This window comes from Mesobacillus maritimus (genome assembly GCF_019749255.1).
GTDB lineage: Bacteria > Bacillota > Bacilli > Bacillales > Cytobacillaceae > Mesobacillus_B > Mesobacillus_B maritimus_A.
In genome coordinates this window covers 21297-34724 of sequence record NZ_JACWFH010000027.1, presented here as the reverse complement: position 1 = coordinate 34724, position 13428 = coordinate 21297, and the positions used below count along the sequence as shown (strand labels likewise).

At 40.3% G+C, this 13428-nt stretch carries 10 protein-coding genes; 4 read left to right on the top strand and 6 right to left on the bottom strand.

The window, feature by feature from the left end; all coding sequences use genetic code 11:
• Positions 1-403: 403 nt before the first annotated feature.
• Positions 404-1414 (top strand): LLM class flavin-dependent oxidoreductase, encoded by a 1011-nt coding sequence (locus tag H0185_RS18560; RefSeq protein ID WP_221874985.1) that lies wholly within the window; start codon positions 404-406, stop codon positions 1412-1414.
• A 492-nt stretch (positions 1415-1906) separates the two neighbouring features.
• Here the strand turns inward: H0185_RS18560 and H0185_RS18555 are convergent, their stop codons facing one another.
• Positions 1907-2989, bottom strand: coding sequence for a DUF6081 family protein (locus H0185_RS18555; RefSeq protein WP_221874984.1), 1083 nt, complete (start codon positions 2987-2989; stop codon positions 1907-1909).
• A gap of 420 nt (positions 2990-3409) precedes the next feature.
• On the opposite strand from H0185_RS18555, the gene H0185_RS18550 reads away from it, so the two are divergent.
• Complete coding sequence (locus tag H0185_RS18550) at positions 3410-4384, top strand: cation diffusion facilitator family transporter (protein WP_221874983.1); 975 nt, start codon at positions 3410-3412, stop codon at positions 4382-4384.
• Positions 4385-4489: 105 nt separating this feature from the next.
• Here H0185_RS18550 and H0185_RS18545 read toward each other — a convergent pair whose 3' ends face one another.
• The 5 genes from H0185_RS18545 to H0185_RS18525 form a co-directional block, all read right to left on the bottom strand.
• The gene (locus tag H0185_RS18545) at positions 4490-5056 is read right to left on the bottom strand and encodes a sigma-70 family RNA polymerase sigma factor (RefSeq protein WP_221874982.1); all 567 of its coding nucleotides are present in this window, start codon (positions 5054-5056) and stop codon (positions 4490-4492) included.
• A 141-nt stretch (positions 5057-5197) separates the two neighbouring features.
• Positions 5198-6421, bottom strand: a complete 1224-nt coding sequence (locus H0185_RS18540) for a hypothetical protein (RefSeq protein ID WP_221874981.1) — start codon at positions 6419-6421, stop codon at positions 5198-5200.
• 12 nt (positions 6422-6433) lie between these two features.
• Positions 6434-7267, bottom strand: coding sequence for a hypothetical protein (locus H0185_RS18535; protein ID WP_221874980.1), 834 nt, complete (start codon positions 7265-7267; stop codon positions 6434-6436).
• The gene (locus tag H0185_RS18530) at positions 7264-7953 is read right to left on the bottom strand and encodes an ATP-binding cassette domain-containing protein (protein WP_221874979.1); all 690 of its coding nucleotides are present in this window, start codon (positions 7951-7953) and stop codon (positions 7264-7266) included. Before H0185_RS18530 ends, H0185_RS18535 begins: the two co-directional genes overlap by 4 nt.
• Positions 7954-7955: 2 nt before the next feature.
• The gene (locus H0185_RS18525; protein WP_221874978.1) at positions 7956-8336 is read right to left on the bottom strand and encodes a GntR family transcriptional regulator; all 381 of its coding nucleotides are present in this window, start codon (positions 8334-8336) and stop codon (positions 7956-7958) included.
• Positions 8337-8741: 405 nt separating this feature from the next.
• On the opposite strand from H0185_RS18525, the gene H0185_RS18520 reads away from it, so the two are divergent.
• Together H0185_RS18520 and H0185_RS18515 are read left to right on the top strand one after the other, a co-directional pair.
• Complete coding sequence (locus H0185_RS18520) at positions 8742-9797, top strand: DUF4236 domain-containing protein (RefSeq protein ID WP_221874977.1); 1056 nt, start codon at positions 8742-8744, stop codon at positions 9795-9797.
• 12 nt (positions 9798-9809) lie between these two features.
• Positions 9810-13424, top strand: a complete 3615-nt coding sequence (locus H0185_RS18515) for an AAA family ATPase (RefSeq protein ID WP_221874976.1) — start codon at positions 9810-9812, stop codon at positions 13422-13424.
• The last annotated feature ends 4 nt before the right edge of the window (positions 13425-13428 follow it).

Here is a 13428-nt window from a genome sequence, read left to right as displayed (position 1 = left end):
AATCTAATATAAGTGGGGGATATAAATAAAGAGATTTATCCTGATTAGTTTGATGAGATAGTTGGAATTATATTCTATGTCCATATTGTTCATACGAGGATTTCTTTTCCACAAAGCCTGAGGTTCACAGTTCTGTTTTATAGCATTTTCAAACAGGATAATTATCTTAAAGATGTTCGCCGAATGCGTAAAGCACATGCGCAGGTTCATAAGTTCGTCACTATGGAGATGCGAACGAACGCCTTCTACTAAGTCATTTCAATGTAAATCAGCCATTCTTCCTGTTATGATAAAAACAAATAGTTATCATTATCCTTTGCATAGGTTCGCATAAATACGATTCTAGTCAACCACAGCCAAACTCCATACAACTAGTAAAATAAAAGAAAGAAGTGTTTATTTTATGGCAATAACTAGACCGACAAAATCCATCAACGAAATCCCATTTTCCGTCCTTGACCTTGCACCTATCGTGCAAGGGGGGACGCCTAGCCAATCCTTCCAACATTCGATTGAGTTAGCACAGTTAACGGAAAAATTAGGCTATAAACGGTACTGGTTAGCCGAGCACCACAATATGCCTGGCATCGCCAGCTCTGCAACATCTTTAGTCATCGGCCATATAGCGGCGCATACTTCTACTATCCGAGTAGGATCCGGCGGAATCATGCTTCCAAACCATTCCCCACTGGTAATCGCGGAGCAATTCGGAACCCTCGAAGCGATGTATCCTGGCCGAATTGATTTAGGGTTAGGGCGTGCGCCAGGAACCGATCAACGAACTGCCCATGCACTTCGTGGTGCAAATTACAACAATGGCGTTGAATTCCCAGAACAATTAGAACAACTGCAAGCCTATTTCGAAGGTTCGGGAGTTGTACGAGCAATCCCTGGTGAAGGAGCAAATATCCCTATTTGGTTGTTAGGTTCTAGTGGTTTTAGTGCCCGATTATCGGCACAACTTGGAATGCCGTTTGCTTTTGCTAGTCATTTTTCACCTGAAAACACACTACCAGCGTTAAAATTGTATTACGAGAACTTCCAGCCGTCGGAGGATTATCAAGATCCTTACGCAATGGTAGCGGTAAATATCATTGCTGCAGATACGGATGAGGAAGCTGAATTCCTTGCCACTTCCATCAAACAAAATTTCCTCAATATGATGAGGAACACACCATCACAGTTGCAGCCACCAATAAAGAATTTGGATGAGCTCATGAGCCCTTATGAAAAGGCAGTATTAGAAAAGCAATTGGGCTCCACAATTATCGGAAGTCCTCTCAACGTAAAGAAAAAACTACAAACCTTCTTAGATGAGACGAAGGCCAATGAGATCATGGTGAGCACAATGGTCTATGATCACAACGCCCGACTCTACTCTCACCAACTCGTGGCAGAAATACTGGAGTTATAGGAAAACGTTGTAATCCTGTCAGTATCGTCGATGTGAGTACTAATACAATAGTCAAAAAGCCAGGCACTTTTTACTCAGATGTGCCTGGCTTTTATCTATTGCTCATAAATAGCAATTTCCGTCCTCCCTTAGATTTCAGGATAATTCTTGTTTGTTTCCTCAGCTAATTCTAAGGTCAAACGCTTTGCTTCTTTTATCCCAATCTGGTGTTTCCTTTGACGGTAGGAGGGGATTGCATTTAGCAGATTGATTTCACATTTTTTAGACCATGGATAGTGCCTGACACCTTTTTCCTTCCTGTCCTTCGTAGGTACATAGCAGTTTAAAATAGAAGAAGCGTAGGGAATGTCCATACGCTTAAGTCTTTATACGCCATCCTGCTCATTCTCCGCTTTCAAAGTCTTATGCTCTTGGACTTATAGTAGTCATGATTTTAGCTGCTTGGTTTCCACGCTAAAAGGAAAGAGTACCATAGAGAATTGGGATGAAATTCTATTTTGAATCACTATAAACAACATTAATATTTTTCACTTGCAGTTTTGCTCCCTGCCCAAATAATCTGTTTGATTCAAGGCTGATAGGATCAACGAAAGAAATAGGATTTGGTTCCCCTTTTATTGGATCAAAATAGAAGTTTTCTTCATTTGACAATTTAACTAAACCCTTCCCGTTTTCTGCGGCATCAAGTAGAGTAAATAGACCTAAGCCAGCTACTAACTGATCAGGTTTTACGAGCTGTTCTTTACCCCCGTGATCCAATATTAAATACTTTCGGTCAATCCGATACCCTATTTTGTCAACACGGAAAACCTCTTTGTTCTTCACGAACCACTTAACAATCCCTTTGTCTTTATCATACGATATTTTTAGTTTATGAAAGTCTTCAGGGTTCCGTTCAGCCACAGGTATTTTATAAGAAAATGCAGCATAATTCCCTAAAGTCCCTCTACCTAGTGGAAGGCGTTCATAAAATGCATATATTTGATTATTTGTTATGAAAAAGTCAAAAACCATAAATGTTTCCATGTCCATCGTATTCATTGCAAAGCTTGCCAATCGAATATCATTTGGATCCGTAATAGCATCCCCAAACGGATGAAATTGGGTTCCAAAGGTTCTTCCGGAAAGTGTACTTTCAAATGATAATACCTTTTTGGGCGCTGCATCAAAGCCAGGAATACCTTTTGTGGAAGTGTGATTCATATAAGCTAACCATTTTACATGGTCGATTGCACCTGGCAAACCGCCATTTTCAGATTCTTGTGCTAGTGTTTTTGTAAAGGCAGGTTCACCAGTCACTGGATTCGTTCCTTTTGATACAACTTCTAATCCTTTATTGGATGTCGTTACATGTCCATCATTTCCAATATAATTGCCTGCTGAAAAATAAAACCACGCTTCATTTTTAAAACCATTTGAAAAATCATCCCAAATTATACGCGTGGTACCGGGTTTAGATGCATCAACACTTATAGGAATATCCCCTGCGTTAGAGGTCGAGGCACCACTAACTGAAATGAATAAACCTAATCCTCCAATTCCCAATATTTTTAAGACTTTCTTTAGTCTTTTCACTGTTATTCCTCCTTCTAGATAATGGGGGAATCCTATTGGAACAATTGCCAATTTAAATATATTAAGGAGATGTGTAAAATAGATTAAAAAAATTGGAAATAATTTCAACTAATAAATAAAGCTTAAAAAGTAGATAACTCCTTATATGTAATTTTTAAAACAGAATGTGTGTTCTTTTGGGGAATATATTATTGTCATCCAAAGAAAATTCCTGTTCTGCTACTAATAGAAAAAGAGAATAATTGGTCAAAGAGCATTGTTCGAAGCGAACTACCGGGATTGGGCTGTCCATACAAACCACAGAGCAATTAAATTCCTTTGCCGGGAAAGTATTAGGCACCTTCCTCCAACATAATTAACGTAAAAAGGTTAAATACTATATAAACAAAAATAGTATCTATAAAGACAATGGAGGAAACGATGCCGCAAAAGGAAAATATATTTAAAAAAGGGAATAAGTCATCACTAATTGCTGCGATTGTTAATACCATTATTGCAGTCATAAAAGGGAGTGCTTACTTTTTTACCGGAAATGTTGCCATGTTTGCTGAAACCATGCATTCTCTGGGAGATGCAGCGAATCAATTTTTCGTTTTCATCGGAAGTGCGCTTAGTAAAAAAGCGCCGACAGACCGTTATCCCAATGGATTCGGGCGACTTGTTAATTTAGTTTTACTTGGAGCGGTCATTATAGTGGGAATCATGAGTTATGAAACGATTAAAGAAGGGTATCATCATATTCTGCATCCTGTCGAATCAACAGGACTAGTGATCAACCTTTCCGTTTTGGCAGCAGCTGTCCTATTGGAGGCGTTTGTTCTTTATAAAGCGATGAAGGAGGTCCTCCATGAAACCCATGTGGAGGCAAAAGGGCTTGCGATTGTGGGAAAAAGCTTCAGCAGTTTAAAACGGGCTAAGCCAGCAACAAAACTTGTCTTTATGGAAGATTTAGTCGCTACATTCGGTGGAATCATTGCCATTATTGGGATCTTGCTTTCCTATTTTGCAGGATGGCATGCTGCGGAGGGAATCGCTTCGATTATCATTGGGCTGATGATGTTCTATGTAGTAGGAAGAGTATTTTTAGATAATGCAAAAGGTGCGCTTGGTGAAGCAGATGACGCTTTCGAAGCAGAAATTGCTAAATATATCTTCCAAAACCCCGAGATTAAAGACATTCAAACTCTTTTTGCAATCAAAGAAGGTGAAGACTTTCATATTGAAATGAAACTGGAAATCGATCCTTCTCTTACCGTAGCTCAAGCAGATGATATAAAAGATCGCATTAGAGGAGAAATTCTCGCAATGAAAGGTGTGACGCACGTCAGCATCGAATTTGATGAAGATGACGGCATACAAACATGGGATGAAACATTCACTCCTGAACATTCGTAAGGTGTGCATCTACTCACTGAAGAGAAGCATTGGATAAAAATAACCCGATGAAGGACTAACGGCATGTGTCACTTCATCGGGTTTGTTTTTACCTTAAAGACTTTGCTAATACATCTCTCTCAACATCTTCTTTGCCCGTGAAAGCCTCGTTTTTATTGTCGAGAGATTTAATTTTGTATGATTTTCGATTTCTTTCAAGGATTGGTCCTTAAAGTAGTAGAGCGTAAGGACTTCCTCATACATCGAAGGGAGTAGTCTTAATTTGTTTCTGAGTTCTTCCTTCTCACAAATGGTTAAAACCTCAGATTCCGGTGTAGGGACCAGATCAACATGAATCTGTCCGATATCGTCATGAGGCAAATCTTGCTGACGGGATTTCTTTCGTAAAAAATCAATACAATGATTGACCGCAATTCGATACATCCACGAATAAAGAGAACAATTGCCGTTAAATTTTTTGCGAGATAGATAGCATTTGACGAGGATTTCATGGGAAAGGTCTTCCGCCAAATAGGTATCTTTTACAAAAGAAAAGGCGAGGCCATACATCTTCTTTTGGTATTCCTTATAGAGCTCATTCAATTTTTGTTCGTTCATTCCATGGTCCAATATGGCTAGATTCATGGCTTGATCTGAGTTTGTGTTCACCACAGCCTCCTCTATAGCTAGCATGGTTTTCCCGCTCCTTTTATTACTGTTTGCTAGAAGAAAAGAACCAATCTCTCTCCATGGAAGCATGGGGAACGGTCTCTCCGTTTTTTACCTGCGGAGCGGGACAATGGACCTATGTCCGCACGGGACCTATGTCCGCTCCTATTCTACCAGCATTTCATGCAGGTATAATTCGTATTGGTTCGTTGCTTCAGAATCGTCTAAAGTAATTTGTCCTTTAAAAAGGATTTCCCCAGTTTTCACGTCTGCAACGATGACATCTGTAGCATTCATGTTTAATTTTGGATTTATTTGCATGCCAGATAGATACAGTTTCCCGTCCTTTATCGTTGTCATTGGAGCAGATCCATGGTCAGCGTCACCTGATAATTGGAGCCTGTACTCTTCACCAGCTTTGCCGTCTGCTAAATGATACGGAGAGACTACGATTTCTTGTTCCTCTACTCCGATGAAATAAATGCTAGAGCCATCGAAGAAGCTAAGCTCGCTATCGATTGGCAAGTCTGACATAGGGATGCTTTCTTTCTCTTTTGTTGCTAAATTATAGGAAATGACCTCTTGTTTCACCACTTCTTCTCTGTACGATTCAGGGTCATGGATTACTTTTATTTCCTTTTGTAAAAGAATCAGGTGGTCATTTGCCTCTGTTGGACTTGTTCGAATGATTTCTGCTACGACATGGTTCCCTTCTTGCCCTTCTGGAACCTGAGATAAGGTCTCATCATTCGTGATGGTTTGATTGTTCAAATCAATGGTATAGACATGTTTTTCATCATACGAGCTTTCTGAACTTCGAATCATGTTATTCGTGATGAGGTATAACTCATCCTCAATCATCTGTACATCTTCCATAAAAGCATAGTCCATGTTTTCACTATCTGGAATCTCCACAGTAAAGGACTGCACGCTGCCATCTTCTTTGTTTAAAATCGAGATAGGAAAGGTGAAATCATGAGAATGGAACGAATCGGTTTTATAATCGACATCCGCGTAAGCTAGAACCTGATCGGTCTCAGAAAAGGAGTTCACGTTGGTGCCTTTGCCACGCATAAAGGAACGATACTTTTCCTGGTATACCTTAATCACTGCTGGCGGCTGTCCAATTATCTGGTCGAGAAAGCTACGACGTTCATATGTAGAACCTTCCGAACTGATTTTTACATTCGTACTTTTATAATTCATTGTGGACGTATCTGAATAATACCCATCCAAAATCAATGGTTCAATCTCTTTTGCATCACCGCTTTGTGTTTTGATCACAAACTCTGGATGATTTTCTTCTGACGTAGCAGATTTTACATAGAAAGTACCAATACTAAGCAAAATCACAACGAGGATGCTTATAAACTTCCAGTATTTTTTCATATTTCCCACTCCTTATACGGTGACCTTTTTCTTTAATAGAAATCCACTCACCCAAATAGATGCTGATAATACAAGTAAGCCCATGATGATTTCAAGGACTAATAATTCAATTGGATAGAAGAAATTATTCAGAACGAACTCGTGTAAAAGGAGTGGCAAAAGCAACACAACTACAGCGAGAGCACCATAAAGAAGGCCTGCAAGGATTCCTTTCCACTTGTAACTTCTTTCAAATAAGATCCCGGTAAAGAGAACAGAGACCGCCAACAAACCTAATCCATAATTGAAGATAAATTCCATGATGCTACTTGGAAAAATGAGTGTTAATTCAGGAATACTTGTGACGACTTCCATCACACCCAGATCTAATCTGAATTCATTCGGAACCATGGCTTTTAATACCATGATCTCAATTGGAATCATAATCAGTTGAACGGCGACAAAACCAAATGTCATGAGGAGAATTGTCGTAATTTTTGCAAAGAAAATATTCAATCTTGATGTTGGGAGCATTAATAGTCGGTAAATAAACGTGTTTTTCCCAATCCAATCACGATACCAAATAAAAAAGATATAAAACGCTACTCCGGCAACACACAACGCGATGGGACCGAAGAACCAAGAGCTTTTTGCGATTTGTAAAAAGCTCATTTGACCGAAACTTTCAAGGAACTCCGCCTGCGGCATCATTTCTTTGTACATTTTTTCATTCGCCAAGTTCAGATAACTTCTGGATTGCACAACCACGCCGATCATTTGGGCAACAAATGTGATCCCGAGTAGAACGGTAAAAAGCTTCACAATTCGATTAAATTCAAAGTTCACGAGCTGCAAGTATTTTTTCATTTTTGATACACCTCTCTCATCACGTCAATGACAGACTTTCCTTCATTTTCACGTGCTGCTTCTGCGCTAAATTCCTTTGTCACCAGGCCGTCATCTAAAAGAACAACCTTATCAAGCAAATGCTCAATATCTCCGATTTCATGTGTCGTGATGATCACGCCGCGATTTTCAATCAAATGGCTGGTGAATACATTGGCAATTTCCTCTCGGCTGAACATATCGATTCCCGAGAAAGGCTCGTCCATTAAGACATAATCGACATCAAGTGCTAACCCGAGTAACAGATTCACCTTTGCGGTATTTCCTTTTGATAGGGAAGAGATTCGACTACTTGGATCTAATCGAAAGAAACCGAGCAACTCGTTTGCACGCTTCTGATTCCAGCATGTATAGAAGTCTTTCATAAACTCCATGGCCTCATTGATGGTCATGTGTGGAAGCATCGTTAGGCTATCTGGGATAAAGGTGATTTTTTCAAAAGAATGCTTATCAATCGGCTTTCCGTCGATTAAAATCTGTCCTTTATGTAAGGGGGTAAGGGCCATGATTGCCTTTAAAATCGTTGTCTTCCCAACGCCATTTATGCCAATTAAACAAGTGATTTCACCCTTTTCCGCCGTAAAAGAAACGCCTTTTAAAATTTTCTTCCGACCGTATCGCTTTTCGATCTCTTTTACCTCAATCATGTTTAAACCTCCTTCTCACTGTTCTCTGTGTACTTTTCCTTTACCATGTCAAGGAGCTCCTCAACTGGAACATTTATGGAACGAACAGATGTCACAAACTGATCAACTGCTTCGACTAGTAGCTCGGTTCTCACCTGACCTAAGATCTCGTTATCTGTTGTGATTTTACTTGGGTGATTTTTCTCTGTATAAATCAAACCTTGTTCCTCCATTTCCTTGTACGCCCGTTGAGCCGTGTTAGGATTCACTTTCATCCTATTTGCCAGCTCTCGTCTAGACGGGATCTCCTCGCCCGGCTTAATTTCACCAATTGCAATCTGTTCCTTAAAATAACGAACAATTTGCTGATAAACCGGATCACGATTATTAAAATTCACATTCATGGATACAACTCCTATCCTCTTCGCTACCTTTGAAGTGTATGTATTAAGTGGTTCATACACTTGTTATAGGTGTATTATAGGGTTAATACACTTGCGGTGTCAAGGGGCAACTGGATATAAAATTCTTCTCAATGAGAAGAGAAGGGATTTTTGTTAAAACTTAAAGGTGCAACTTAAAGGTGCCAGGCACCTTCCAACATGTGGAATATGTTTGGCACCTTATTGCTTCAAATGAGTGAGGGAGTTTTTATCCTTATTAATTTCAGGTGTATTTGGGGACTCCGGAACTGTCCAGATGTTTTCTAGTTTCTGAATCATTTCCCAAAAAGCAGTTACCCTATAGATAAAGGGCTACTGCTTTTTTTATTATCAAGTGAATTTATTTCTGAGCAAGAGGTGGGACCAATGGGGTTTCGGTTTAGAAAGAGTGTCAAAATAGCAAAGGGTGTTCGGCTTAATTTTAGTAAAAAGGGAGTGGGGGTTAGTGTTGGCCCACGAGGGATGCGTTATTCGATCCATTCATCTGGTAGACGAACAAAGTCAGTTGGAATTCCTGGGACAGGGCTATCCTATGTAGAAACATCGACTGGGAAGAAAAAGAAAAGAGTTCAAAGCGCCAGTTCTTCCTCTTCCGCTAATCATCTGGCAGAGAATCAAGCCCTCGTGGAAGATCATGAACACTATATTCAAATGATGACATCCTTACATAAGATTTCCCCAGAGCCTATTCTTTGGGAGGAAATCCAAAACATGCCAGCCCCATTTACCTTAGGGGAAATCGGGCCATTGCAGCAAGAAGCGATCTATCACTACGAGGAATATACGCCCAACTTGATTGAACGAATTATCCCGAAATTAGCGGAACGTAAAAGAGAACAGTTTACTCTCGCAATTGAACAAGCCAAACAACAGGATGAAAAAGATTACCGGGAGTGGCAGGAATTAAAAAGCATGGCAGATGCCGTATTAGAGGGTCAGTCGGAAGCTTACAAAAAAGTCGTTGCAGAAAGTAACGAGTTTGCGGATTTACCCTATCAATTCCATATATACGATGCACAACGTGTAGAGATGGAGTTTCAAATCAATGGGGATGGTATTCCAACTGAACAACTTACTTTAACGAAAACAGGAAAAGTATCGAGACGAAAAATGGGAGCAACAACCTATCATGAGATCAAGAAGGATTATGTATCTAGTTATGCGATTTGGGCAGCACGTCATTTGTTTGCTTCCTTACCAGTGGAGAGATGTTTGATCCATGTGACCGAACATGGATTAAATACAGCAACCGGTCATATGGAAAACCAAGTTCTTCTCTCGATTTCATTCAAACGGGCCATTTTGGATAGACTAAACTTTGCCAGACTTGACCCTTCTGAAGCTATAGGGAATTTTCAGCATCATATCGACCATTTAAAGACAAAAGGCTTTCGACCAGTGGAACGAATGACGGAATGGTAGGTGATCCAGACAATGAATTGGAACGTGAAAGAAATACTTCAGTTTTTATTCCCAGAGTGGCAAGTCATTCGCAGCATAAAAAAGAATGGTTGGATCAATAAAGAAGGAGTAACTGCGAAAACAGCGATTAGGCCAACTCAGCATGTAAGACAAAATCAAGGGACGAAACCAATCCCAATGCCTACCAGGTCAGAAGGGAATCCAGCTGTTCGCTATCAATCAACCGTACCTCAAGCTAGTAGAGAAGAAAAACGGCCAGCACTTAAGGGAGAAGGATTGGAAAGAGCTTTTCAATTGATTCGAAGTGAAATGGCTAGAAAAATGATCGGGCAGAAGCGTTATTTAGATGAACTTTGCCTTGCATTTAAACGACCATTTGTTACGGGCATGTCAAAAAATAAACCGAAAAATGCACTCGTTTTATTTGGTCACCCTGGGTCTGGCAGACGGCAAAGTATCCTGCTAATGGCTGAGTTGCTCAAGCAACAAAGTTTAGTGAAACACGAGACGGTCTCGATGATGGATCTGTCCTCCTATACAACAGACTCTGAATTTCAATTATTCTTAACGGACTTATATAAATGTTTATATGCGAAATCAGATGTCGTTTTGTTTGAAAACATGGATAAAGCACCATCGAGAGTGCTAGATGCGATCGCACAACTAACCACATCTGGAAGTTATGCACTTCCGGCGCGTTATATTATGGATAAAAATAAATTGGTTGAGGCAACAGGGGCATTACTCCAACAATCGATCAGTGAAATCTATGCGAATGGAAAATACTTTGTTTTTCTATATGAGAAGTCGGAGCAAAGCTTACTAGATGTAACGGGTTCGGAAATGATCGGGGCGATGGGGGATCTCGTTCATATGGCACCGTATACCGATGAAGAAATCAAGCAGTTGGCAGAACGGGCTCTCATACAATTGCAAGAAAAAGGGAGAAGCCAACTATTGATGGGGCTTGAATGGTCGGATGGGGTGATTTCCTATATTGCAGGAAAATTTTCAGATTCAACCGGTATAGCTGGATTAGGACTTGTTGTGGAACAAGAAATTTATAAACCATTGGCGGAGTATAAGTTGAGAAATCCGCAAAATGATTCTATACCGGTCCATTTAATGTTGACCGATGTCAGAATTACGGCACAGATTCATCAGGAAATCATCCCTTTACATCATTATGTCCGTGATACGAACCAAACAGGAATCGAGCAGATTAAGAAAGAACTCGACCGGATTATCGGGTTAAAACAAGTGAAGGACTACGTCTTGCAATTGGAAGATCATGTCAAGGTCCAAAAGCTTCGTCAAAGCCGAGGGATGAAAAATGCGAGGATTTCCATGCATATGGTGTTTACTGGAAATCCTGGTACAGGGAAAACGACGATTGCTCGTATTGTTGCGAAATATTTAAAGGCAATCGGTGTGTTATCCACAGGTCAGTTAAGGGAAGTGAGTCGTGCTGATTTGGTTGGGGAATATGTTGGACAAACAGCTAGACTGACGAATGATGTGATTAAATCCGCTCTCGGTGGTGTCTTGTTTATTGATGAAGCATATGCCCTTTACCGAAATGAACATGACACATTTGGTGTGGAAGCCATTGATACGCTTGTCAAAGGAATGGAAGATCACCGTGATGACTTGGTGGTCATTCTTGCAGGGTATAGCAAGGAAATGGAAAAGTTTTTACAAGCGAATCCAGGCTTAAAATCGCGTTTTCCTAATTTCATCCATTTTCCAGACTATACTTCAGAAGAGATGTGGGAAATGACGCACATGATTGCGAAACAAAAAGGGTACACCATCGCAGAATCTTGTCAGAAACCATTAATTCAATTTTATGACAAGAGCCAAATTAAAGGGAAAAACGACAGTGGAAACGGCAGGCTTGTGCGAAATACCATTGAGGCGGCGATGTTAAATCAATCACAGCGGCTGATTCATGAGCAGGATGCAGACATAAATGAATTGACGTATGAAGACTTTAAATTTGATGAAACAACTAGCTTTGATTTGGAAGCAAATCTTGCACCGATAATTGGACTAGAGCATGTGAAAGATTTTGTTCGTAACCAATATCATTTCTTAATCGCACAGGAAAAGCGGCGAAATGCAGGATTAAAGGTGGATACATCGCAAACTTTGCATATGATCTTTAGCGGGAATCCTGGAACGGGGAAAACAACGATTGCAAGAATTGTCGCAAATATGTTTAAGGAAATGGAGCTATTAAAATCGGGACACCTGGTTGAAGTGGATAGCGGGGGCTTGACTGGGCAATATGCAGGACAAACAGCAAAGAAAACCGAGGAAGTCTTTCGTTCAGCCCTCGGTGGGGTGTTGTTTATTGACGAAGCCTACGCACTTGCGACAAGTGGTGGAAGCTATGGAATGGAAGCGATCAATACGTTAGTGAAGCTAATGGAAGATTTTCGCGAGGATATTGTGGTCATTTTAGCTGGGTATGAAAAGGAAATGGATGAATTTTTACAGGTGAATACTGGACTTGAATCTCGTTTCCCTCATCGCATTCATTTTCCAGATTACTCACCAACTGAATTATTCGAAATCGCGAAAATACAAATTTCTTATAAAGGGTTTCTCCTTGCTCATGAAGCAGAGTCTGTTTTATTAGCGGAAATAACTAAGAAACATAGGGGAACGATTGGTGATTCTGGTAATGGTCGAATGGTTCGAAATTTCATTGAAGAAGTGACCAGAAATCAATCCGTACGGATTGCAGTGAATGATGTGCCAGTGGAAGAATTAAATGTGATTTTACCGACGGATATCAAGCCAACAGAACGAATCTTGAAGAATTTTGATTTGGAAACAGAGTTAGCTAGCATCATTGGTCTGGATGAAGTGAAGAATTATATTCGTAGTTTGCAGGCTCGATTACGTTTGGAACAAGAGCGGAAAAACTTTGGCTTGAGAGTGGACGAAACACAGACGATGCACATGATTTTCCAAGGAAACCCTGGTACGGGCAAGACCATGATGGCAAGAATTGTGGCCCATGTTTTATATAATCTTGGTGTCATTCAAACAAATACATTGGTGGAAACTGATCGCGCTGGTTTGGTGGCTGGCTATGTTGGCCAAACGGCAATGAAGACAAAAGAAGTGATGATGAAAGCGATGGATGGGGTCCTTTTCATCGATGAAGCCTATGCACTCGCACAAGGTGGCCAGAATGACTTTGGCAAGGAAGCCATCGATACCCTTGTCAAACTAATGGATGATCATCGTGATCGGCTGGTCGTCATTTTAGCTGGATATCGTGAGGATATGGATCACTTCTTAAACTTGAATCCTGGCTTACGGTCAAGATTTCCTCATATCATTGATTTCCCGGATTATTCTCCGAATGAATTAATGGAGATCGCGGAGAAATTTTATGAAGAAAAAGGCTTTGTCCTAACGGAAGAAGCAAAGGACAAGCTAATGGGGATATTCCAACATGTAAGCTCCATGGATCATTTCGGAAATGGTCGTTATGTTCGCAATTTATATGAGAAATCATTGAATAACCAAGCAAGTCGTTTAAGTAAGGTGAAGCAATTAACGGAAGAAATCCTCACGGCGATTCATGCGGAAGATATTGAAGAGGTGTAAAGTG

Bases quoted from the DNA above. Each gene is read 5' to 3' on its own strand.
- H0185_RS18545 (WP_221874982.1), bottom strand. From the start codon at position 5,056: ATGCTAGCTATAGAGGAGGCTGTGGTGAACACAAACTCAGATCAAGCC.
- H0185_RS18525 (WP_221874978.1), bottom strand. From the start codon at position 8,336: ATGAATGTGAATTTTAATAATCGTGATCCGGTTTATCAGCAAATTGTT.
- H0185_RS18530 (WP_221874979.1), bottom strand. From the start codon at position 7,953: ATGATTGAGGTAAAAGAGATCGAAAAGCGATACGGTCGGAAGAAAATT.
- H0185_RS18550 (WP_221874983.1), top strand. From the start codon at position 3,410: ATGCCGCAAAAGGAAAATATATTTAAAAAAGGGAATAAGTCATCACTA.
- H0185_RS18520 (WP_221874977.1), top strand. From the start codon at position 8,742: ATGGGGTTTCGGTTTAGAAAGAGTGTCAAAATAGCAAAGGGTGTTCGG.
- H0185_RS18515 (WP_221874976.1), top strand. From the start codon at position 9,810: ATGAATTGGAACGTGAAAGAAATACTTCAGTTTTTATTCCCAGAGTGG.
- H0185_RS18535 (WP_221874980.1), bottom strand. From the start codon at position 7,267: ATGAAAAAATACTTGCAGCTCGTGAACTTTGAATTTAATCGAATTGTG.
- H0185_RS18560 (WP_221874985.1), top strand. From the start codon at position 404: ATGGCAATAACTAGACCGACAAAATCCATCAACGAAATCCCATTTTCC.
- H0185_RS18540 (WP_221874981.1), bottom strand. From the start codon at position 6,421: ATGAAAAAATACTGGAAGTTTATAAGCATCCTCGTTGTGATTTTGCTT.